The organism is Rathayibacter sp. PhB152 (assembly GCF_003751395.1).
Classification (GTDB): Bacteria; Actinomycetota; Actinomycetes; order Actinomycetales; family Microbacteriaceae; genus Rathayibacter; species Rathayibacter festucae.
The window spans coordinates 44,666-66,595 of the sequence record NZ_RJUT01000005.1 but is presented as its reverse complement, the minus strand read 5'-3'; the positions used below and the strand labels follow the sequence as shown (position 1 = coordinate 66,595).

Genomic DNA, 21,930 nt, shown 5'->3' with positions numbered 1-21,930 from the left:
CGAGGGGCGATGGACGCGAGCCCGGCGGAGGAGCACCATGGGGCGCACCCGACACTCCCGCTCCCGATCGGAGACCCCGATGGATCCGCTCCCCATCCCCCGCGCCGCGATGATCGCGGCGCAGGCCCTGATCGACAGCTCCGCCTCCTACGACGGCGAGGCGACCGGCACCGTCAACCGCGCCGTCCTCGAGCGCGCGCTGAGCCCGATCGAGAACGGCGTCCTGGACGAGGACGGCGTCGTCGTCCCCACCTCCTCCGACGTCGCCGGCGCCGCGGTGATCTGCCTCACCTGGCTGACCGGCCGCCTCGTCGAGGCGAGCGGCCGCTCCAGCGAGGAGATCCTCTTCTCCCTGCGCGAGTTCGTCACCGAGGCGCTGCGCAGCGACGAGCCCTGACCGCCGCCCGCCAGACTGGGAACCATGGCCCGACGCGACAGGCACCGCACCCGAGACCTCACCGAGCGCAGCGGCACCGCGCCCGGCCCGCTGCGCTCCGACACCCCCGCCGCGGTCGATCCCTCGGTCGACGTCGTGATCGTCGGCGCCGGTCACAACGGCCTGGTCGCGGCGGCCTACCTCGCCCAGGCCGGACTCGACGTCCTCGTCCTCGAGCGCGGGGCGCGCGCGGGCGGCGCGACCGTCTCGGAGTACCCCTTCCGCGGCGTCGAGTCGCGGCTCAGCCGCTACTCCTACCTCGTCAGCCTCCTGCCGCCGTCGATCCTCGCCGATCTGCGGGTCGACGTGCCGCTCGTGCGCCGCCGGTACTCCTCCTACACGCCCGACCCCGCCGATCCGACGCGCGGGCTGCTCGTCGACACCGGCGACGCCCTGGCGACCGCGGACTCCTTCGCGCGGATGGGCACCCCGGAGGACGCCGAGACCTTCGCCGACTTCTCCCGGCACACCTCGCGGCTGGCGCGCGCGCTCTGGCCGACGCTCACCCAGCCGCTGCTGCGGCGGGAGGAGGCGCGGCGGCTGGTCGGCGAGGACGCGATCTGGCGGGCGATGATCGAGCGCCCGATCGGCGAGGTGATCGAGCGGAACATCGCGGGCGACGCGGCGCGCGGCGTCCTGCTCACCGACGCGCTGATCGGCACCTTCGCCGGCGCCGGCGACGCCGACCTCGCGCAGAACCGCTGCCTCCTCTACCACGTGATCGGCGGCGGCACCGGCGACTGGGACGTCCCGGTCGGCGGCATGGGCAGCGTCTCCGGTGCGCTGGAGCGGGCGGCCCGGAACGCCGGCGCGCGGATCCTCACCGGCGCCGAGGTGACGAGCGTGGATCCGGCCGGCGATGTCGTCTACCGCCGCGGACCGCGCAGCCGCCGGGTGCGGGCGCGCTTCGTGCTCTCCAACGTCGCCCCGTTCGTCCTCGACCGGCTGCTGGGCGGCGGCGAGGCCGTGCGCCCGGGAGTCCCGCGCCCCGAGGGCGCGCAGGTGAAGGTCAACCTGGTGCTGCGCCGCCTGCCGCGCCTGCTCGACGAGAGCGTCGCCCCGGAGGCGGCCTTCGGCGGCACCTTCCACGTCAACGAGGGCTACCGCCAGCTCGACGAGGCCCACCGCGCCGCCGAGCAGGGCCGCGTCCCCTCGCCGATCCCCTGCGAGATCTACTGCCACTCGCTGACCGACCCGACGATCCTCTCGCCGGAGCTCGCCGCGAGCGGCGCGCAGACGCTCACCGTCTTCGCCCTGCACGTCCCCGACCGGCTGCTGGCCGGCGACGACGCTCCGACGCGCGAGCAGCTCGAGACCGCGGTCCTCGACTCGATCGACTCCGTGCTCGCCGAGCCGATCCGCGACCTGCTGCTCCTGGACGCCGACGGGAACCCCTGCATCGAGACGCGCACGACCCGCGACCTGGAGGAGAGCCTCGGCCTGCCCGGCGGCCACATCTTCCACGGACCGCTCTCCTGGCCGTTCGCGGAGGACGACGAGCCGCTGGACACCCCGGCCCAGCGCTGGGGTGTCGCCACCGAGCACCCGCGGGTGCTGCTCTGCGGCGCGGGCGCGCGCCGGGGCGGCGGCGTCTCGGGGATCGGCGGCCACAACGCGGCGATGGCGGTGCTGGAGGCGCTCGGCGCCTGAGATCGGGACCGCCTCAGAGCACTCGGCGGATCAGAGCACTCGGCGGATCAGAGCACCCGGCGGGTCAGTGCCACCGGTGGTCCTGGATCGTCATCCGCGGGCCGTGCCGCGGCTTGCGCGCGCCGCTCGTGCCGATCAGGCGGATGATCCGCTGCCGGTGCCCGCGCCACGGCTCGAGCAGCTCGAGCATCCCGTCGTCGTCGACCCCGAGGCGCCCGGTCAGCGCGAAGCCGACCGCCGCGGCCAGGTGGTAGTCGCCCACGCTCACCGCGTCCGGGTCGCCGTGGGCCCGCATCATCACCTCGGACGCCGTCCACGGCCCGATGCCGGGCACCGACTGCAGGCGCTGCGCCACCACCTCGCCGCCGCGGCCGAGCGCCAGCGTGCGCTCGAGCCCCTTCGCCACCAGCGCCGCCGTCAGCACGGTGCGCGAGCGCCGCGGATCGACGCCGGCCCGGTGCCAGTCCCAGGACGGGACCCGGCGCCACTGCTCGGCCGACGGCGCCACGTGCAGCGCCACCGGCCCGGGAGCCGGCTCGCCGTGCAGCCGCACCAGCGCGCGGTAGGCGCGCCACGCCTCCGTGCTGGTGACCTTCTGCTCCAGGATCGACGGCGCCAGCATCTCGAAGACGAGGTTGGCCCGGGTCAGCCGCAGCCCCGCCGAGCGGCGCAGCGCCTCGGCCAGCGGACCGTGCGCGGAGAGATCGAGCGCGCTCCAGTCGTCGCCGTGGCCGAGCAGCTCGGGCACGTGATCGATCAGCCACTCCGCGCCCTCGCCCCAGGCCCGCGCGTGCACGGCACCGTCGGCCGCCTGCCGCAGGTGCAGCGTGCCGGGGCCGAGCGGCGTGCGGAACGCGCGCCAGAAGCCGGTCGCGTCGATCAGCATCGTCGGGTCGCCCGAGCCGCGCAGCAGCGTGCGGAGCGTGAGCGCGAGGCTCACCGGCACGGCCGGCGCGTAGACCGTGGCCAGGAACGGCACGGGAGCGGGGAGAGCGGACGACACGCTGCGATGCTAGCCGCGGCCGCCGACACCCGCCGGGACCGGTCGATCCCCGCCTTGATCAAGCCTCCCGCAGAACTGCCATCCACGACGTGTTCGGAGCGGCGCCCCGCCCGGATTGGTTCAACCGGGAAGAACACATGCGCAATCTGGATCCCCCGATTCCGCTAGGCAGTACCCCGATCTCGGGCGTAGTTTCGCGCTGTCGCGGCACAGTCCGTCAGCCCGGCCAACCGCCTATCACTGGAGATGCGCACATGTTCGACACCACATTCATCCGCAACGCGATCGTCAGGAGCTCGGAGACGGCTCTCGACCGTCGCCGCTTCTTCGAGGCCACCGGCGTCGCCGGACTCGGCATCGGAGCGGCGGCCCTGGCCTCCGCCCCCGCCGCCTCGGCCGAAGAGGTCGCCGCAGAGGGCCCCGGCGACGCCGCCGTCCTCAACTTCGCGCTCAACCTCGAGTACCTCGAGGCCGAGTTCTACCTCCGCGCCGTCACCGGCTCCGGCCTCGCGAGCAGCGACACCGGCGGCACCGGCAAGCTCGGCGGCGTCAAGGGCGGCCGCGCCGTCCCGTTCAAGACCCCGTGGCTGAAGTCCTTCGCCCGCGAGGTCGCCAACGACGAGAAGGCGCACGTCAAGTTCCTCCGCGGCCAGCTCGGTGCTGCCGCTGTCGCCCGCCCCTCGATCAACCTCGAGGCCAGCTTCAACGCCGCGGCCGCCGCGGCCGGCCTCATCCCCGCGGGCGGCACGTTCGACCCGTTCCTCAACGAGCAGAACTTCCTGCTCGGCGCCTTCGTCTTCGAGGACGTCGGAGTCACCGCCTACAAGGGCGCTGCCCCCCTCATCCAGTCGAAGCTCTACCTGGAGGCGGCCGCCGGCATCCTCGCGGTCGAGGCGTACCACGCCGGTGCCATCCGCTCGGCGATCTACGGCGCCGGACTCGACGTGCAGGCGGGCAAGCTGTCCGACGCGCGCGACAGCCTCGACGGCCCCACCGACGACGACCAGGGCGTCAAGGTCGACGGGCAGGCCAACATCCAGCCCACCGACGCCAACGGCATCGCCTTCAGCCGCAACCCCGGCCAGGTCCTGAACGTCGTCTACCTGAACAGCAAGGCCACGACCTCCGGTGGATTCTTCCCCGCCGGCGTCAACGGCGTCGTCAACACCAGCCAGGCCAACTAGTCACTGACACTCTCTAGTCCCTGAACGACGAAGGGCCCTTCCTCGAGGCGGCGAGGAGGGGCCCTTCGTCGTCCCCGGCCGGAGCGGGCGACCCGACCCCGTGCCCGCGTCCTCTACTCTGAGCGGGTGAAGATCGGGATCCTGACCTCCGGGGGCGACTGCCCCGGGCTGAACGCCGTCATCCGCGGTGCCGTGTACAAGGGCATCAAGGTGTACGACCAAGAATTCGTGGGCTTCCGCAACGGGTGGCGCGGAGTGGTCGACGGCGACCTCCTCCCCCTCGGGCGGCCCGAGATCCAGGGCATCGCCAAGCAGGGCGGCACGATCCTCGGCACGAGCCGGACGAACCCCTTCGAGGGCGACAACGGCGGCCCCGAGAAGATCGCCGAGATGATGGACCGCAACGGCATCGACTCGATCATCGCGATCGGCGGCGAGGGCACCCTGGCCGCGGCGAAGCGCCTCACCGACGCGGGCCTCAAGATCGTCGGCGTCCCCAAGACCATCGACAACGACCTCGGCGCCACCGACTACACCTTCGGCTTCGACACCGCCGTCGGCATCGCCACCGACGCGATGGACCGCCTGCGCACCACCGGCGACTCGCACGGCCGCTGCATGGTCGCCGAGGTCATGGGCCGCCATGTCGGCTGGATCGCCCTGCACTCCGGCATGGCCGCCGGCGCGCACGTCATCCTCATCCCGGAGAAGAAGACCTCGATCGAGCAGATCGTCGAGTGGGTGCAGAGCGCCCAGGACCGCGGGCGCGCCCCGCTCGTCGTCGTCGCCGAGGGCTTCTCGCTCGACTCCATGGACGACGCGCACTCCGAGCGCGGCCTCGACGCCTTCGGCCGCCCGCGCCTGGGCGGCATCGGCGAGATGCTCGCTCCGATGATCGAGGACCGCACCGGCATCGAGACCCGCGCCACCACGCTCGGCCACATCCAGCGCGGCGGCACCCCCAGCGCCTTCGACCGCGTGCTCGCCACCCGCCTCGGCATGGCCGCCGCCGACTCCGTCGTCGCCGAGCACTGGGGCCGCATGGTCGCCCTGCGCGGCACCGACATCTACCACGTCGACTTCGCCGAGGCCCTCGGCACCCTGAAGACGGTGCCCGACTCCCGCTACGAGGAGGCGCGCACCCTCTTCGGGTAGCGTCGATCTTCACTCCATCTTCACTCTGTGGCATTATTCATTCAATTGTGAAGAAGGCGACTGAATGAAGATCGAGTTGAATGTGCCGAGCCTCGCCGTGGTGAGACACGCTGCGCGAGGCGGCATCCTCGACCTCTCAGTGCAGCAGAGTGACGAGGCGCCGTGGATCGCGGTGGACGGCGACCGCCGACCCCTCTGGATGCTGGAACGCGCCTCTCGTCTCCCTCCTCATCTCGCCGAAGCGGTACCGAAGGGCTGGGTCGGCCTGATCATCGGGCGCAACATCCCGAAGGACGAGCGGACGACGCTGGAGCGCGACTCGTTGAGTTGGTGGGATCTCAACGGGAGCCTCCACGTCGACCTGGGAGATCGCGTGATCCGGATCGAGGGCACGACCTCCGCCCGAGGCCCTGCCGACTCTGCTCGACAGCGGCGGCTCGGTCCGCTGGGGACTCGGGCGGCTCAGGAGCTCCTCTCCGGAGCCCGAGGCGAGCGATGGAGCGTCAATGAGTTGGCGGAGCGATCCGGTGTCTCCGTCGGCCAGGCGCACAACGTGCTCGCGAGCCTGGAGGGCGATGGCGTCGTCGAGAGCGTCGGTCGCGGCCCCTCGAAGAGGCGGATCGTCCTGGATGAGAACGCCCTTCTCGAATGGCTCCGCCGCTCGGAGTCCCTTCTCAGGCGGCCCACCGGCGTCTTCAGCTACCTCTACGCTCGCAACGAGATTGACCTCGCGCGCAGAGCGCATCGGGCGATGACCGATGTGGGCGTGCGCTACGCGGTCACCTCAGCGCTCGGATCGAGACTCTGGGGCGTCCCCGTCGTGACATCGGCCATCACCCAGATCCGCGTCGCGTCGTCCGACCTGCAGAGCCTGCGGACGATGCTGTCACTACCCGAGCTGGACGCGGACGAGGCCGGTCGAGGAGCGAACCTCGAGCTGTGGACGGACACGGGTGCTGTCGGCACGCACAGTGCAGTCGAGAGGGACGGTGTCATGGTCGCCCCGCAGTCGCGGGTCTACCTCGATCTGGTCCGGCTCGGTGGCCGTTACGCCGAGGGAGCCGAATTGCTGAGGGAGAAGCTCCTTGATTGAACCGGCAGGGAATCGCACGGCCTACGACTCCGCCACGGCGGACCTCATGGTGGCGGAGGCGGCGGACATCGTCCGCGCCGCCGGCTTCGCAGGCGCACATCTCGTCATCATCGGTGGACTGGTCCCCTCGCTGCTCATCCCCGTCGTCGAGGACGGAGGCGAACCGCACGTCGGTACCACGGACATCGATCTCTGCGTGAGCCTCGCGTTCGTCGACGGAGAGACGGAGCAGTACGACCGCCTGGAGCAGGTCCTCCTCGACCGAGGATTCTCGAGCGCCGAGGCCTCTTTCCGCTGGGTACGAGAATCCGAACCGCGGATCACTCTCGAGTTCTTCTGCCCCGCCGGCGCCGACCGACCGGCAGGACGCGTGTACCGACCACGCAAGTCCGAGAATCCCACGGCCAAGCACAACATGGGCGGACGGCTCTCGGCATTGGCACTCGATGCCGGCGAGCTGCTGGTCGGCGACACCGAGTCCGTTCTCCGCCGGGTCGAGCTGCCGAGCGGCAGAGGGATGATCGACATCCGTCTGCTGGTGACGGGACCACTGGCGTTCCTCGTGGCGAAGAGCGAAGCGCTTCAGAACAGGGACAAGCCCAAGGACGCCTACGACATCGTCTGGCTTCTCGAGAGCTGGCCGGAGGGACCCGCCGCTGCCGCTGCCGTCTGGTCGGAGCGACCTGCCTTCTCGCCAGAGGTCCGCGAGCGACTCGTCCAGATCGGGCATCAGTTCGCGAACGAGAACACCTTCGGTGCCCGAAGCTACGCGGTCTTCATCAGCGAACCCGAGGGGCGCCTCCGAGCAGCACGCCGAGCTGTCGGCGCCGTGCGGGAATTCCTCGACGCTCTCCCGGAAGCCGACTGAACCAGCGGACGCTGGTGGCTTCGCGTCTCAGTGGTGACGGAGACGACGCGGCGCCGCCGCAGGCCGGTCGAGCAGCCGCTCAGGGGCGTATCGAGACCCGCCAAGTCCAGCAGGGTGGGTCTGCAGACCTCGCTCCTGACGGCGGTGGATCTCGAGACGCCCGCTCCGCGGGCTACTCGATCAGCATGGAGGGGGCGCACGCTGCATGCTGGTCGAGTAGCCGCGCAGCGGCGTATCGAGACCCGCCGTCGTCAGCCCTTCGCGCCGTCCGGGGTCGCCGTCGCGACCAGCACCGCACGCGCGAGCGTGTGGAAGTGCGCGTTGAAGCCGAGGATCGCCGGCGTCGACTCCGGGTCGAGCTCGAGCTCCTCGACGTCGAGGGCGTGCACGACGAAGAAGTAGCGGTGCTCGCGGTCCGGCGGCGCCGCTCCGATGAACTGGCGCAGCCGCATCTCGTTCGGCAGGGTCTGCGCGCCCGCGGGCAGCAGCTCGAAGCCGGCCGCGCCTGCGCCTGTCGGCAGCTCGGTCGTGTCGGCCGGCAGGTTGTAGACTGCCCAGTGCCAGAAGCCCGAACCGGTCGGCGCATCGGGGTCGAACACGGTCACCGCGAAGCTCTTGGTCTCGGCGGGTGCTCCCGACCAGCGCAGCTGCGGCGAGACGTCCTCGCCGCCCGAGCCCTCGCCGTAGTGGCGCGGGGCGAGCGCTGCGCCGTCGCTGATGTCGTCGCTCTCGAGGGTGAAGGTCGGCACCTCGCCGAGGCGGGCGTAGGGGTCGTAGTTCCAGTCGGACATCCGGTTCTCCGTTCGGGCGCGGCAGTCGCGCGCCTGGGTCCAGCCTAGGAACCACCGGCCGCAGGTCGAGGGCTTGCGCCGCTCACACTGCGCCGCTCACGAGCCGAGGTAGCGCCCCGGCCGGTGGTTGAAGGCGAGCACCAGATTCAGCACCACGACGCCCGCGGCCGAGATCAGCACGTTCAGGGGCGGCACCACCAGCAGCGCCGCGACGACCACGCAGGCGTCGAGCGCCATCATCACGTAGCCCGCCCGCCAGCCCAGCCGCTCCTGCGCGAGGAGGGCCAGGATGCTGAAGCCGCCCAGGCTCGAGCCGTGCCGGAACAGGATGAGCAGGCCGATCCCCGCGAGCACGTCGCCGGTGAGCACCCCGTAGACCGGTTCGATCCGGAGCGTCCCGAAGGCGAGCGGGTGCAGCCCGGCGAGCACCGAGACCAGCACGATCGAGGACATCGTCCGGAGGGTGAAGCGCCAGCCCTTCTTCCAGAGCGAGAGCGCCAGGAACGGCAGGTTGACCACCACGAGGATCACGCCGAACGGGATCGGCACGACGTAGCCCAGCAGCAGCGCCAGCCCCGCGGTCCCACCGGTCACCGCCTCGCTCGCACGGAGCAGGAACAGGCCGAGCGAGACGACGAACGCGCCGGTCACGAGGCCGAAGACGTCCTCGAAGCGGCTGTGCGGCACGGGGAGAGGGGCGTCGGTCACCGGGAGATGCTGTCACACCCGCGTTGCCGGAGCGTTTCGGCCGACCCGGCCCGGCCCTCGTAGGATGACCCGGTGCTGCCGAAGATCCTGCTGTTCTACCGCTTCGTGCCGCTCGCCGACCCCGAGTCCGTCCGGCTCTGGCAGCGCGAGCTCGCCGAGCACCTCGGCCTGCGCGGCCGGGTCCTGCTCTCGAAGGACGGCGTCAACGGCACCCTCGGCGGCGAGATGGGTGCGCTCAAGCGCTGGGTCCGCCGTACCCGCGAGCACTCCGCCTTCCGCGGGCTCGAGGTGAAGTGGAGCGACGGCTCGGGCCTGGACGAGGAGGGCCGCAGCGTCGACTTCCCCGGGCTCTCGGTGAAGGTGCGCGAGGAGATCGTCTCGTTCGGAGCGCCCGAGGAGCTGCGGGTGGACGAGTCCGGCGTCGTCGGCACCGGCGTCCGGCTCGCCCCCGACGAGCTCGACGCCCTGGTCGCCGAGCGCGAGGACGTGGTCTTCTTCGACGGGCGCAACGCCTTCGAGGCCGAGATCGGCCGCTTCGACGGCGCGGTCGTGCCGGGCGTCGCGAGCACCCGCGAATTCGTCGAGCAGCTCGACTCCGGCGCCTACGACCACCTCAAGGGCCGGCCGGTCGTCACCTACTGCACCGGCGGGATCCGCTGCGAGGTGCTCTCGAGCCTGATGCTCGCCCGCGGCTTCGGCGAGGTGTACCAGCTCGACGGCGGGATCGTCCGCTACCAGGAGGCCCGCCGCGACACGGGGCTCTGGCGCGGTGCGCTCTACGTCTTCGACGGGCGCGGCTCGCTGACCTTCTCCCCCGACGCCGAGGTGCTCGGCCGCTGCGCCGTCTGCGCCGAGCCGACGAACCGGATGCGCAACTGCACCGATCCCGCCTGCCGCGCTCAGCTCGTCGTCTGCGAGGGCTGCGGGAGCGCGGCCTGCGCGGCGCACGGCGGGGACGTCGTGGAGCGGGCTACGGTGCTCCGATGAGCATCGAAGCGCGCGGCCGCACCCTCGTCGACCTCCACACCGCCCCCGAGCTGCTGAGGGTGGTGAACGTCTGGGACGTGGTCTCGGCGACCACGATCGCCGCCCTCCCCGAGACCCGGGCGCTCGCGACGGCGAGCCACTCGATCGCCGCGACCTTCGGCTACGAGGACGGCGAGCGGATCCCGCTCGACCTGCACCTGAGCATGATCGAGCGGATCGTCGCCGCGGTCGACGTCCCCGTCTCGGCGGATCTCGAGGCCGGCTACGGCGACGCCGGCGAGACCGTCCGCCGCGCCATCGAGGTCGGCGTCGTCGGCGCGAACCTCGAGGACCAGGCGAAGCCGCTCGCCGAGGCGCTGCGCTCCGTCGAGAAGGCGGTCGCCGCCGCCGAGGAGGAGGCCGTGCCCTTCGCCCTCAACGCCCGCACCGACGTCTTCCTCCGCGCCGGCGACCGCGACCGCGGCGAGGTGCTCGCCGACGCGATCGAGCGCGGACGCGCCTACCTCGACGCGGGGGCGACCTGCTTCTTCGTCCCCGGCCTGCTCCGGGACGCGGAGCTCGAGGCGCTCGTGGCCGCCCTCGGCCGCCGGCGGGTCAGCGTGATCGGCGTCCCCGGCTCGCAGTCGCCCGCGCGATTCGAGGAGCTCGGCCTCGCCCGCGTCTCCTACGGACCCTGGACGCAGCGCGTCGCGCTGACCGCCCTGCAGGACGCGGCGACCGCCCTCTACGCCGGCGGCGCGCTACCCGAGGGCACCCGTCCGCTGAACTGACCTCGCCGCCCGGGCGCGTTCCGCGCGCTCGGGCGTAGCGTGGGCTCATGTTCCGAGCCGTCGTCGTCGAGCAGCACTCCTCCTCCGACACCGAGACCCCGAATCGCGCACGACTGACCGAGCGGGACGATCCCGATCGCTCGCACGGGGACGTGACCCTCGCCGTCGAGTACTCGAGCGTGAACTACAAGGACGCCCTCGCGCTCGCCGGCCGGCCGGGTGTCGTGCGCCGCACCCCGCTGATCGCGGGCATCGACGTCGTCGGCACGGTCGAGTACGCGGACGGCGCCGCGGCCGAGCGCTTCGACTCCGGCGACCGCGTGGTGCTCAACGGCGCCGGCCTCGGCGAGCGCTTCGACGGCGGATTCACGGAGCGGGCCCGCGTCGACTCCGCGTCGCTGCTGCGCATCCCCGGCGCGATCTCCTCCGCCCGCGCCGGCGCGATCGGCACCGCCGGCTTCACCGCGATGCTCGCCGTCCTCGCCCTCGAGCGGCACGGAGTCCGCCCCGGCGACGGACCGGTGCTGGTCACCGGCGCCTCGGGCGGCGTGGGCTCCCTCGCCGTCGCGCTGCTCGCGAAGCTCGGCCACGAGGTGGTCGCCTCGACCGGGCGCGCGGACGAGCACGGCGAGCTGCTCCAGCGTCTGGGCGCGACGGAGGTCCTCGATCGGGCCGAGCTGTCCGAGAAGGGGAAGCCGCTGCAGTCGGAGCGCTGGGCCGGCGCGATCGACTCCGCCGGCTCGCACACCCTCGCCAACGCCCTCGCGCAGACCCGCTGGGGCGGCACCGTCGCCGCCTGCGGTCTCGCGCAGGGCGGCGACCTGCCCGCGACGGTGATGCCGTTCATCCTGCGGGGAGTGACGCTGGCGGGCATCAACTCGGTGGAGGCGCCGCGGAAGCTCCGCGAGGAGGCCTGGCGCCGTCTGGCCCACGACCTCGACCTGGAGCTGCTCGACGGCCTGACCACGGCGGTACCGCTCGCGGGCGCGATCGACGCCGCGGCCGACCTGCTGGAAGGGCGCGCGCACGGGCGCACGCTCGTCGACGTCCGGGGCTGACGCTCCGGAGCTCGGGTCGCGCGGCGGTCCGAGCTACTCGGCGGCCTCGGTCGCGCCGCTGGGCTCGGCGGAGGCGTGACCGACGGAGGAGTCGGGGCGCGGCTTCGCGGCAGGCTTCTTCGCGGTCGGCTTCTTCGCGGCGGGCTTCTCGGGCGCAGGCGCCTCAGCGGCGGTCTTCTCGGGCGCCGGCTTCCCGGGCGCCGGCTTCTTCGCGGGCGCCTTCTTCGCCGCGGGCTTCGTCGCGACGGTCTCCTTCGCGGCCGGCGTCTCCCCCGCGGGCGTCTGCTCGTCCCTGCTCTCCGCCTCCGCCTGCGCCGCGGCCAGGCGCTCGGCGGCCTGCTCGGCGACGGCCGGGACGACGACCAGATCGTCCGTCTCGATCACCGGGATCGCCGAGGTCGTGGTGCCCAGCTGCAGCGCCGCGATCAGCTCGGGAGCGTGCTTCGTGCTGACGATCAGGCGCGAGTACTCCTCGCCGACCAGGTCGATCACCACCGCCGCGGCCGTGCGCTTGATCAGCAGGAAGTCCTTGCCGCCGTGGAACTTCCAGGTGCCGGCCGCGAGGGTCAGCGGCACCGCGGTCCCCGGCGCCCGGATGCCGCGCACCCAGATCCAGGGATCCTCGGTGACGGTCGCCGAGCGGATGCTCGAGCGCTCGACGACGACGTCGCCGCGATGCAGGGCGAGCAGCCGTTCGGCGCGGGTCAGGCGGAGTTCGAGGCGGTCGGGGAGCACGGTCACGACGGGCATGCCCCTAGTCTGCCCCGCCCATCGCACTCGGCGCCCGGGGGTCGCGGTGGCAGCATGGAGGGATGGCCACGGATCCGGACGAGCGGCGCCTCCTCGACGCACGCCTCGCCGAGCGGCAGGCCGAGGCTCGGCGCGAGGCGGCGGCACTCGACGAGTCCCTCCGCGAGCTCCTCCTCGACCGCGCCGACGGCACCGCCGACGACGAGCACGATCCGGAGGGCACCCCGCTCTCCGCGGAGTGGTCGCGGATGGCCGGGGTGCGCGACGCCCTCGCCCGCACCGAGCGCGATCTCGCCGCCGCCCGCGCGCGCCTCGCCGCCGGCGACTACGGCGACTGCGCCCGCTGCGGCCTCCCCATCGGCGCCGCCCGCCTCGAGGCCCGCCCCACCGCCGACCTCTGCATCGCCTGCGCCCGCGCCGCCGAGTCCCGCCACCGCTGACGACGCTGTCCGCGCCCCGCACCTGAAGGCCCCCACAGGTCAAGGCGTGCAGAAACCCGGGTGCTCCTGCGAGAGTTCACATGCGGTCGTACCCCCGATGGGTGGTCCCGCTCCCCCTCCCCGCTTTCTGCCGCCTCTCGAAAGGCCTCCCTCCGCATGACCGAGACGTCGTCCGACCGCGCGACCGGCGCCCCGCCGGCCCCCGACCGCCGCGCCTGGCGCTCCCTCGTGGTCCTCCTGGCGGGCATGTTCATCGCCCTGCTCGACACCACCATCGTGAACGTCGCCCTGCCGACGATCCGCACCACCCTCGACGCCTCCGAGTCGACGCTCTCCTGGATCATCTCGGGCTACGCGCTCGCTTTCGGCCTCGCGCTGATCCCGGCCGGCCGCCTCGGCGACCGCTTCGGGCACAAGTGGGTCTTCGTCAGCGGCGTGGCGCTGTTCACCGTCGCGAGCTTCGCCTGCGGCCTGGCCGCCGACGACGTCCAGCTCGTCGTCGCGCGCGTCGTGCAGGGCCTCGCGGGCGGCATCTTCGTCCCGGCGGTCAACGCCTACATCCAGATCCTGTTCCGCGGCCCCGCCCGCGGCAAGGCGTTCGCGGTGATGGGAGCCGTCCTCGGCGTCTCGTCGGCGCTCGGTCCGATCATCGGCGGACTGATCATCCAGGCCTTCGGCGACGAGAACGGCTGGCGCCTGGTCTTCTGGGTCAACCTGCCGATCGGCGTCGCGACGCTCATCGCCGCGGCGATGCTGCTGCCGACCCGCCGCGAGCTCCAGGACGGCGACCGCGCCCCGAGCGGCGGCGTCGACTGGCTCGGCCTGATCCTCGTCTCGGGGGGACTCGTCGCCCTGCTCGTGCCGCTGATCCAGGGCGAGGACGAGGGCTGGCCGCTCTGGACCTTCCTCTCGATCGCCGGCGGCGTGATCCTCCTCGCCGCGTTCGGCGCCTGGGAGGTCGCGTACACCCGCCGCGGCCGCGCGCCGCTGGTGCCGCCGACCCTGTTCCGCCACCCCGCCTTCACCGGCGGCGTGATCCTGGCGCTGGTCTACTTCGCGGCCTTCACGAGCATCTTCTTCACCATCTCGCTGCTCTGGCAGTCCGGCCTCGGCCACACGGCGCTGGAGTCGGGCCTCGTCTCGATCCCCTTCGCGATCGGCAGCATCGTCAGCTCCTCGCAGAGCAACCGCCTCACCGCGAAGCTCGGCCGCAACGTCCTGGTGCTCGGCAGCGGACTGCTCGCCGTCGGCCTGATCTGGGTGTGGCTGGTGCTGCTGACCGCGACGCCGGACTCGATCACCAACTGGCAGCTGCTCGCGCCGCTGTTCATCGCGGGTGTCGGCAACGGCTTCTTCATCGCGCCGAACGTGCAGTTCATCGTCTCGACGGTCGACCCGCAGGACGCGGGCGCGGCCAGTGGCGTCATCTCCGCGATCCAGCGGATCGGCTCGGCGGTCGGCATCGCCGCGATCGGCAGCATCCTCTTCGGCGGCCTGGTCATCACCGGCCCGGACACCGTCGCCTCGGGCTTCCTCGACGCCGCGGCCCCGGCGATGCTGGTCAGCGCGCTGATGGCGATCGCCGCCTTCGCGCTCGTCTTCGTGCTGCCGAAGTCGGTGTCGCGCCGGGGCTGACCCCGGCGCGACCGCCTACTCCTGAGGGCGCGCTGCCGCCGCGGCCTTCGCGGCGGCCGGCAGCGCGTCGACGATCCGGCCGATCGCCGCGTCGTCGTGCGCGGCCGAGACGAACCACGCCTCGAACACCGATGGCGGCAGCGAGACGCCCGCGTCGAGCATCGCGTGGAAGAAGGCCGGGTAGCGGAACGACTCCTGCGCCTGGACCTGCGCGTAGTCGCGCACCGGTCCGCCGATGTCGGTGAACATGAAGCTGAAGAGGCTGCCCGCGCTCTGCACCGTGTGCACGACGCCCTCGGCCGAGAACGCGGCCGAGACCTCGCGCTGCAGCGTCAGGGCGGTGCGGTCGAGCGAGGCGTAGACGGCGTCGTCGGCGAGCTGCAGGGTGCGGATGCCCGCGGCCACGGCGACCGGGTTCCCGGAGAGCGTGCCCGCCTGGTACACCGGCCCGAGCGGGGCCAGGTGGTCCATCACGTCCGCGCGGCCGCCGAGCGCGGCGACCGGCATGCCGCCGCCGATGACCTTGCCGAAGGTGTAGAGGTCGGCGACGTAGGGCGCGTCGGCGCCATCGGCACCGGCGCCCGCGTTCTCCAGCCCCCACCAGCCGCCGGCGCTGACGCGGAAGCCGGTGAGCACCTCGTCCATGATCAGCAGCGAGCCGTTGGCGTGCACGAGCTCGGCCAGCGTCGCGTTGAAGCCCGGCGCGGGCGGGACGACGCCCATGTTCGCGGCGGCCGCCTCGGTGATCACCGCGGCGATCTCGGAGCCGCGCTCGGCGAGGACGGCGCGCACCGCGTCGAGGTCGTTGTAGGGCAGCACGATCGTCTGCGCCGCGGTGGCCGCGGTGACGCCGGCCGAGGCGGGCAGGGCGAGCGTCGCGAGGCCGGAGCCGGCGTCGGCGAGCAGTCCGTCGGAGTGGCCGTGGTAGTGGCCGGAGAACTTGATCAGCAGGTCCCGGCCGGTGACCCCGCGGGCCAGGCGGATCGCGGTCATCGTCGCCTCGGTGCCCGTCGAGACGAGCCGCAGCTTCTCGATCGGCGACACTCCGCCGGCCGTGATCCGCGCCTCCACCAGCTCGGCGAGCTCGGTCTCGGCCGGGGTCGACGCTCCGAAGGAGAGACCGCGCGCCGCCGCCTCCTGCACGGCGGCGACGACCTCGGGGTGCGCGTGGCCGAGCACGGCCGGACCCCAGGAGCAGACCAGGTCGACGTACTCGCGGCCGTCGGCGTCGGTGATGTACGGGCCGGTCGCCGACACCATGAACCTCGGGGTCCCGCCGACCGAGCGGAAGGCGCGGACCGGCGAGTTCACGCCGCCGGGGATCGCGTGCCGGGCACGCTCGTACAGGGTGTCGTTCGCGGTGGGAGTCACCCGACCACGATACGGCGCGCGCCTCAGCGGACGCCGGACGCGGGACCGCCCGGCCTACTTCAGCAGATCGTTCGCGAGCTCGACGGCCCAGTAGGTGAGCACGGCGTCGGCGCCGGCGCGGACGATGCCGGTGACCGACTCCACGATCGCGGCCTCGCGGTCGATCCAGCAGTTCGCGGCGGCGGCCTCGATCATCGCGTACTCGCCGGACACCTGGTACGCCCAGACCGGCACGTCCGAGATCGCCGCGACGTCGGAGAGCACATCGAGGTAGGACATCGCCGGCTTCACCATCACGACGTCCGCGCCCTCGGCGAGGTCGAGCGTCGCCTCGCGGAGCCCCTCGCGGCGGTTCGCCGGGTCCTGCTGGTAGGTGCGGCGGTCGCCCTCGAGCGTCGACTGGACGGCCTCGCGGAAGGGGCCGTAGAAGCTGGAGGCGTACTTCGCGGAGTAGGCGAGGATCGCGGTGTCGAGGTGCCCCGCGCCGTCGAGGGCCGCGCGGATCGCGCCGACCTGGCCGTCCATCATCCCGGACAGCCCGAGCAGGTGCGAGCCGGCCTCGGCCTGCGCGAGCGCCATCTGCTCGTAGCGGAGCAGCGTCGCGTCGTTGTCGACCCGGCCGTGCGCGTCTAGCACGCCGCAGTGCCCGTGGTCCGTGAACTCGTCGAGGCAGAGGTCGGTCTGCACGACGAGCGCGTCGCCGACCTCCTCGACGACGACCCGCGCGGCGGCGTTGAGCACGCCGTCGGGGTCGGTCGCTCCGGAGCCCACCGCGTCGCGGGTACTCGGCACGCCGAACAGCATGACGCCGCCGAGCCCCGCCTCGGCCGCCTCGGTCACCGCGCGGCGGACGCTGTCGAGCGACTGGTGCGACACCCCCGGCATCGAACCGATCGGCTGAGGTTCCGTGATCCCCTCGGCGACGAACAGCGGGAGGACGAGCTGGGCGGGGTGGACGCGCGTCTCCCGCACGAGCCGGCGCAGGGCCGGGGTCGTGCGGAGGCGCCGCGGGCGGATCGCGGTCATGCCTCCAGCCTAAGCCGGGCTCGCGTCGCGCCCCGTGACCGTCGACATCCACTCCTCCACAGGATCGTCTCGTCTTCCTTCCTGCACAGATCACCGACGAGCGCCCGCACCCGAGGCGGTGTTCCGCCACCGTCGACACCATGGACGGAGTCGGCTCTCTCCTCGCCTCGGGCGGCGGGTTCGCTCCCGCGAGCGCCTTTCGCGCCGCCGGCGTGGACCGGTCCGCGGTCGAGCGCGCCCTGTCGACGGGCGAGATCGTCCGCGTGCGGCGCGGCTGGTACGCGATGGCAGGAGCGCCCGAGGCCGAACTGGCCGCCGTGCGTGCGGGCGGAGTCCTCACGTGCGTCTCTCTGCTGCACGCTCTCGGGCTCTGGACCACCGAGCGGCCAGGCCTGCACATCGCGCTCGGCGACTCCTTCGTCCATACCCCGCGTCCGGGGGCGGTCGGCCACTGGCGGCGATGGCCGGGTCAGGGCCGGCGCTCGTTCTCGCAGGACGGGATCGGTGCGGCGATCCTGAATCTCATCACCTGCATCGGTGAGGACGACGCCGTCGTGACGATCGACTCGGCTCTCAACCTGGGCCTGCTCGCCGAGGACGACCTGCCGACGCTCCGCGCGCTCGCTCCGGCGGGGAAGCGGGCGGTCTTCGCCCGTGTCGACGGCCGCAGTCAGTCCGGCCTCGAGACGAAGACCCGCTTGAGCATGCGCCGCCGCAACGTGCCGGTCCGCACGCAGGTCCTCGTCCCGCGTGTCGGCCGTGTGGACGAGGTGATCGGCGAGCGGATGGTCCTCGAGACCGACGGCTACCGCTACCACTCCAGCATCGAGCAGTTCCACGAGGACCGGCGGCGCGACCTCGAGCTCGCCCGCCAGGAGTACCTCTGCATCCGGCTCGACAACCACCAGATCATGGACGACTGGCCCCGCACCGAAGCGGCCCTCATCGAGATGATCCGCCGGAACGAGCACATGTGGACTGCAGCGCAGCGCAGGCGCCGGGCACTCGAACACTGGTGAGCACTCACCTCGACCAGTGACGGCCGCACAACATCAGCTGAGAAGGGGGTCCCTCCTCTGTCAGCGGAGGCCCACCCGTGTCAGCTGATGTTGTGCGCGAAGAGCGCCGGTCAGCGGGTCGCGCGCTCCGCGGCGACGCCGGCGACGGCCTCGATCAGGGAGGAGGCGGAGCGCTCGTCGGCGACGACGTCGACGCGCAGGCCGAAGGCGCGCGCGTCCTTGGCGGTCTGCGGGCCGATCGCGGCGACGAGCGTCGACTCGGGCACGGGGCCGAGCTGCTTCTGCACCTGCTCGGCCACGCTCCCCGAGGTGACCAGGATCGCGTGCACGGCACCGCTCGCGACGTCCGCGACGACGCGGTCCTCGACCTGCACGCCGACGGTGCGGTAGGCGACCACCGAGCGGACGTCGTGGCCGATGCGCTTCAGACCCTCGGTCAGCAGCGGCTTCGCGATCTCGGAGCGCAGCGTGAGCACGCGGAGCGGGTGCTGCCCGCCGGTCGCCTGCTCCCACTCGGCGAGCAGGCCCTTCGCGGAGTTGTCCTCGGACGGCACGAGATCGACGGAGTAGCCGGCCGCCACGAGCGCCGCGGCCGTGGTCTCGCCGACGGCGGCGACCTTCGTGCTCGCGGGCACGGTCGTGCGCAGGAGCGACAGCACGTCGACCGTGGTCGCGCTCGTCACGGTCATCCAGTCGAAGGCGCCGGACTCGAGGTCGGCCAGGGCCTGCTCGAGCGCCGGGAAGTCGTCGGTGGGCGCGAAGTTGATCATCGGAGCGACGACGGGCGACGCTCCCTTCGCACGGAGGGCACCGGCGACGCCGTCGCCCCACGGACCTCCGCGGGGGACGAGGACACGCCAGCCCTGCAACGGCTTCTCCCACTGGGAGTAGGCGGCGGGCACGATCACGAAGAGGCTCCCAGAGGTGCGAGTTGGGCGGCACCCGCACCGAGAAGCGCGTCAGCGAGCAGAGAGCCGCAACGGAACGCGGCTTCGACGACGGGCAGTTCGCGACCACCATACTGCGAAACCGCCAGGTGTCGAGGTCCGTCGACCGAACCGTTATCGATCGGCTCCGCCACCTCCCGAGAGAGGGACGCCGAGCCGTCCACCGCGAAGACCACGCCGCGCGTCACCACACGGCCGGCCTCGACCGTCGCGCTCGCGCCGATCGGCGCCGCGCAGCCCGCCTCGAGCACGGCGAGCAGCGCCCGCTCGGCGGTGATCGCCGCCCGGGTGGGAGCGTGCTCGACGGCCGCGAGGGCCGCGCGCAGATCGTCGGACGGCTCCTCGTCCCGGACCTCGATCGCCAGCGCACCCTGACCGGGCGCGTGCGGCGAGACGCCGAAGTCGAGCACCTCGGTGACCGCGTCGGTGCGCCCGAGGCGCCGCAGCCCCGACAGGGCGAGCACGATCGCGTCCAGCGGCGACGAGCTCCCGTCGGCCACCCGGCCGAGCCGGGTGTCGATGTTCCCGCGGATGTCCACGATCTCGAGGTCGGGGCGCGCCGCGAGCAGTGCCGCGCGACGCCGCGGAGACCCGGTGCCGACCCGCGCACCGCGGGGCAGCGTCGCGAGCGTCGCCCCGTCGCGGGCGCAGAGCGCGTCGCGCGGATCCTCCCGCTCGGGCACCGCGCCGAGGACGAGGCCCTCGACCGGCGCCGTCGGCAGATCCTTGAGCGAGTGCACGATCGCGTCGCAGCGCCCGGCCAGCAGCGCGTCGCGCAGCGCGCTCACGAAGACCCCGGTGCCGCCGAGCGAGGCGAGCGAGCCGCGCATCCGGTCGCCGTCGGACTCGATGCGCACCAGCTCGACCGGCACGCCGGCGGCCTGCGCCATCAGATCGGCGGTCATCCGGGTCTGCGCCACCGCGAGAGCGCTCGCGCGGGTGCCGACTCGGATGCTCACGGGGCGATGCTCCCCGTCACAGAGCGACCCCGCCCGTCACGGCGCGATCCCCGCCAGCGCCGGCTTGAAGCCCGCGCGCACGTTCTCGCAGCAGCCGGGGCGGCAGACGTCGTACCAGGGGCCGAGCGCCGTCATCGACGGACGGTCCTCGACCGGTGTGCCGTTCACCCGCTCCATGACGAGGTCGACGAGACCGGACACGTAGACCGGGTCGGTGCCCGGCGTCGCGACGCGGACGGCGACGAGGCCGTGCTCCTCCGAGGTCTCGAGGGCCTCGTTGTCGAGGTCCCACATGACCTCCATGTGGTCCGAGACGAAGCCGAGCGGCACGATCACGAGCGCCTTGCGGCCCTTGGCGGGCAGCTCGGCGATCGCGTCGTTGATGTCGGGCTCGAGCCACGGCTGGGTGGGCGGGCCGGAGCGCGACTGGTAGACGAGCTGCCACGGCACGTCCTCCGCACCGGCGGCCGCCATGACGACCTCCGCGACGGCGAGGTGCTGCGCCTCGTAGGCGCCACCGTCGCCGAAGTGGTGCACGTCGACGACGGTGCCGTCCTCGTGGCGCTCGTGCGGGCCGCTTCGCGCGGCATCGGTCGAGGGGATCGAGTGCGTCGCGAAGAGCACCTCGACCTCGGTGGTCGCGTCGAGCCCGGGCAGGCGCGAGCGCAGCTCGTCGAGCCCGTCGTGGACGGCCTTCACGAACGGCATCACGAAACCCGGGTGGTCGAAGAACTGGCGGACCTTGTCGATCCGCAGCTCGCCCTCGAGGCCGGTCGCGTCCAGTGCGGCCGCGAAGTCCTCGCGGTACTGCCGGCAGGAGGAGAACGACGAGTAGGCGCTGGTCGCGATGGCGATCAGGTTCGAGAAGCCGCGCTCCTTCGCCTCCGTCACCGCCTCGCTCATGTAGGGCGCCCAGTTGCGGTTGCCCCAGAGCACCGGCAGGTCGATGCCGCGGCTCGCGAGCTCGGCCTCGAGGGCGGCCTTGAGCGCGCGGTTCTGCGCGTTGATCGGGCTGACGCCGCCGAAGTGGCGGTAGTGGTGGGCGACCTCCTCGAGGCGCTCCTCCGGGATGCCGCGGCCGCGGGTGACGTTGCGCAGGAACGGGATGACGTCGTCCTGCCCCTCGGGGCCGCCGAAGCCGGCGAGCAGGATCGCGTCGTAGGCGACCGGCTCGGTGACGTGCTCGGGGCCCGACGCCGCGGCCGGCGTGGCACCGCGGACGAGGACGCCCTCGGCGACCTCGGGGACGGGTTCGGCGAAGTCGCGCGCCTCGGGAGCGGGGACGGTGGAGCTCATCGGAGGACCTCGGCGATCTGGTCGGCCTCGATGCGCCGACCGGTGTAGAAGGGGACTTCCTCGCGCACGTGACGGCGGGCCTCGGTGGCCCGCAGATCGCGCATGAGGTCGACCAGGTTGACGAGCTCCTCGTCCTCGAGCGCGAGGATCCACTCGTAGTCGCCGAGCGAGAACGAGGCGACCGTGTTGGTCAGCACGGAGCGGAAGCGCGAGCCCTGGCGGCCGTGCTGGGCGAGCATGGTGCGGCGCTCCTCCTCGGGGAGGATGTACCACTCGTAGGAGCGGACGAACGGGTAGACCGTCAGCCAGCGGGCCGGCGCCTTGCCGCGCATGTAGGCGGGGAGGTGGTTCGCGCTGAACTCGGCGTCGCGGTGCACGCCCATCGCGTTCCAGGTGGGCAGCAGCGCGCAGAGCAGGTCGGTGCGGCGGAGCTCCCGGTAGGCGCGCTGGAGCTCCTCGGGCGCGGCTCCGGTGAGCCAGAGCATGATGTCGGCGTCGGCGCGCAGGGCCGAGACGTCGTAGGTGCCGCGCACCGTGACGCCCTCGCCCGCGAGCCGCGCGACGGTGTCCTCGTAGCCGGCGGCCGCCCGGGCGGCCTCGTCGGCGGAGAGGGTGAACGGACGTGAGGGATCCCTGCGGAGAACCGCCCAGAGCGTGTATCCCAGGGCCTGATCGGAGTGATCCTGATCGGCGGGGGGCTGCGGCGCCGGAGCGGCGCTCGTGTCGGGGGCGGACTGAACGGGACCCGCCGTGTCGGCGGTCTGATCGGTCATTGATCCATCAT

At 72.8% G+C, this 21,930-nt stretch carries 22 protein-coding genes; 12 read left to right on the top strand and 10 right to left on the bottom strand.

Translation table 11 applies throughout. The annotated features are described in order from the left end of the window. Positions 1 to 79 precede the first annotated feature (79 nt). A complete protein-coding gene (locus tag EDF36_RS13240) occupies positions 80 to 397 on the top strand; it encodes a hypothetical protein (RefSeq protein ID WP_123701821.1) in 318 nt (105 codons plus the stop codon). Positions 398 to 421: 24 nt separating this feature from the next. Then, positions 422 to 2,086: an NAD(P)/FAD-dependent oxidoreductase gene (locus EDF36_RS13235; protein ID WP_185020478.1), complete on the top strand. Its 1,665-nt coding sequence runs from the start codon at positions 422 to 424 to the stop codon at positions 2,084 to 2,086. 64 nt (positions 2,087 to 2,150) lie between these two features. Here EDF36_RS13235 and EDF36_RS13230 read toward each other — a convergent pair whose 3' ends face one another. Then, positions 2,151 to 3,089 (bottom strand): DNA-3-methyladenine glycosylase, encoded by a 939-nt coding sequence (locus EDF36_RS13230; protein WP_123733391.1) that lies wholly within the window; start codon positions 3,087 to 3,089, stop codon positions 2,151 to 2,153. Between the two features lie 254 nt (positions 3,090 to 3,343). On the opposite strand from EDF36_RS13230, the gene EDF36_RS13225 reads away from it, so the two are divergent. From EDF36_RS13225 to EDF36_RS13210, 4 genes are all read left to right on the top strand, one after another. Further along, entirely contained in the window at positions 3,344 to 4,273 is a 930-nt protein-coding gene (locus EDF36_RS13225; RefSeq protein WP_123733390.1) for a ferritin-like domain-containing protein, read from the top strand. A gap of 126 nt (positions 4,274 to 4,399) precedes the next feature. Then, positions 4,400 to 5,428: a 6-phosphofructokinase gene (locus EDF36_RS13220; RefSeq protein ID WP_123701816.1), complete on the top strand. Its 1,029-nt coding sequence runs from the start codon at positions 4,400 to 4,402 to the stop codon at positions 5,426 to 5,428. Between the two features lie 64 nt (positions 5,429 to 5,492). Further along, positions 5,493 to 6,521: a helix-turn-helix domain-containing protein gene (locus EDF36_RS13215; protein ID WP_123733389.1), complete on the top strand. Its 1,029-nt coding sequence runs from the start codon at positions 5,493 to 5,495 to the stop codon at positions 6,519 to 6,521. A gap of 46 nt (positions 6,522 to 6,567) precedes the next feature. Beyond that, a complete protein-coding gene (locus EDF36_RS13210) occupies positions 6,568 to 7,389 on the top strand; it encodes a hypothetical protein (protein ID WP_123733388.1) in 822 nt (273 codons plus the stop codon). Between the two features lie 251 nt (positions 7,390 to 7,640). Here the strand turns inward: EDF36_RS13210 and EDF36_RS13205 are convergent, their stop codons facing one another. Continuing rightward, the gene (locus tag EDF36_RS13205) at positions 7,641 to 8,180 is read right to left on the bottom strand and encodes a YbhB/YbcL family Raf kinase inhibitor-like protein (protein WP_123701810.1); all 540 of its coding nucleotides are present in this window, start codon (positions 8,178 to 8,180) and stop codon (positions 7,641 to 7,643) included. Between the two features lie 96 nt (positions 8,181 to 8,276). Next, the gene (locus EDF36_RS13200) at positions 8,277 to 8,888 is read right to left on the bottom strand and encodes a YitT family protein (protein ID WP_123701808.1); all 612 of its coding nucleotides are present in this window, start codon (positions 8,886 to 8,888) and stop codon (positions 8,277 to 8,279) included. Between the two features lie 72 nt (positions 8,889 to 8,960). Here EDF36_RS13200 and EDF36_RS13195 point away from each other — a divergent pair, with 72 nt between their 5' ends. From EDF36_RS13195 to EDF36_RS13185, 3 genes are read left to right on the top strand one after another with little or no spacing between them, the layout of a single operon-like run. Next, positions 8,961 to 9,875 carry a rhodanese-related sulfurtransferase gene (locus EDF36_RS13195; protein ID WP_260300717.1) on the top strand — a complete coding sequence of 305 codons (915 nt, stop codon included), beginning with the start codon at positions 8,961 to 8,963 and terminating at the stop codon, positions 9,873 to 9,875. Then, the gene (locus EDF36_RS13190) at positions 9,872 to 10,645 is read left to right on the top strand and encodes an isocitrate lyase/phosphoenolpyruvate mutase family protein (RefSeq protein WP_123733387.1); all 774 of its coding nucleotides are present in this window, start codon (positions 9,872 to 9,874) and stop codon (positions 10,643 to 10,645) included. Before EDF36_RS13195 ends, EDF36_RS13190 begins: the two co-directional genes overlap by 4 nt. 47 nt (positions 10,646 to 10,692) lie before the next feature. Then, positions 10,693 to 11,703, top strand: coding sequence for an MDR family oxidoreductase (locus EDF36_RS13185; RefSeq protein WP_123444879.1), 1,011 nt, complete (start codon positions 10,693 to 10,695; stop codon positions 11,701 to 11,703). A 33-nt stretch (positions 11,704 to 11,736) separates the two neighbouring features. On the opposite strand, the gene EDF36_RS21835 is transcribed toward EDF36_RS13185, so the two are convergent. Beyond that, positions 11,737 to 12,453: a hypothetical protein gene (locus tag EDF36_RS21835; protein WP_260300716.1), complete on the bottom strand. Its 717-nt coding sequence runs from the start codon at positions 12,451 to 12,453 to the stop codon at positions 11,737 to 11,739. Positions 12,454 to 12,515: 62 nt separating this feature from the next. On the opposite strand from EDF36_RS21835, the gene EDF36_RS13175 reads away from it, so the two are divergent. After that, complete coding sequence (locus EDF36_RS13175) at positions 12,516 to 12,893, top strand: TraR/DksA C4-type zinc finger protein (RefSeq protein ID WP_123733386.1); 378 nt, start codon at positions 12,516 to 12,518, stop codon at positions 12,891 to 12,893. A gap of 156 nt (positions 12,894 to 13,049) precedes the next feature. Next, positions 13,050 to 14,528, top strand: coding sequence for an MFS transporter (locus EDF36_RS13170; protein ID WP_123733385.1), 1,479 nt, complete (start codon positions 13,050 to 13,052; stop codon positions 14,526 to 14,528). Between the two features lie 15 nt (positions 14,529 to 14,543). Here the strand turns inward: EDF36_RS13170 and hemL are convergent, their stop codons facing one another. After that, positions 14,544 to 15,899 carry a glutamate-1-semialdehyde 2,1-aminomutase gene (gene hemL, locus EDF36_RS13165; protein ID WP_185020477.1) on the bottom strand — a complete coding sequence of 452 codons (1,356 nt, stop codon included), beginning with the start codon at positions 15,897 to 15,899 and terminating at the stop codon, positions 14,544 to 14,546. 54 nt (positions 15,900 to 15,953) lie between these two features. Next, entirely contained in the window at positions 15,954 to 16,925 is a 972-nt protein-coding gene (gene hemB / locus EDF36_RS13160; protein WP_123733384.1) for a porphobilinogen synthase, read from the bottom strand. A 140-nt stretch (positions 16,926 to 17,065) separates the two neighbouring features. Between hemB and EDF36_RS13155 the strand changes: the two genes are divergently transcribed. Continuing rightward, a complete protein-coding gene (locus tag EDF36_RS13155; protein WP_123733383.1) occupies positions 17,066 to 17,944 on the top strand; it encodes a type IV toxin-antitoxin system AbiEi family antitoxin domain-containing protein in 879 nt (292 codons plus the stop codon). A gap of 110 nt (positions 17,945 to 18,054) precedes the next feature. On the opposite strand, the gene EDF36_RS13150 is transcribed toward EDF36_RS13155, so the two are convergent. The 4 genes from EDF36_RS13150 to hemQ all read right to left on the bottom strand — a co-directional run bounded on the left by EDF36_RS13150 (position 18,055) and on the right by hemQ (position 21,919). Then, positions 18,055 to 18,849 carry a uroporphyrinogen-III synthase gene (locus EDF36_RS13150; RefSeq protein WP_123733538.1) on the bottom strand — a complete coding sequence of 265 codons (795 nt, stop codon included), beginning with the start codon at positions 18,847 to 18,849 and terminating at the stop codon, positions 18,055 to 18,057. Then, on the bottom strand, positions 18,849 to 19,796 hold the full coding sequence (gene hemC / locus EDF36_RS13145) for a hydroxymethylbilane synthase (RefSeq protein ID WP_397459904.1): 948 nt from the start codon (positions 19,794 to 19,796) through the stop codon (positions 18,849 to 18,851). Before hemC ends, EDF36_RS13150 begins: the two co-directional genes overlap by 1 nt. A 90-nt stretch (positions 19,797 to 19,886) precedes the next feature. After that, the gene (locus EDF36_RS13140; RefSeq protein WP_123701792.1) at positions 19,887 to 21,146 is read right to left on the bottom strand and encodes a ferrochelatase; all 1,260 of its coding nucleotides are present in this window, start codon (positions 21,144 to 21,146) and stop codon (positions 19,887 to 19,889) included. After that, a complete protein-coding gene (gene hemQ / locus EDF36_RS13135; RefSeq protein ID WP_123701790.1) occupies positions 21,143 to 21,919 on the bottom strand; it encodes a hydrogen peroxide-dependent heme synthase in 777 nt (258 codons plus the stop codon). Before hemQ ends, EDF36_RS13140 begins: the two co-directional genes overlap by 4 nt. Between the last annotated feature and the right edge of the window lie 11 nt (positions 21,920 to 21,930).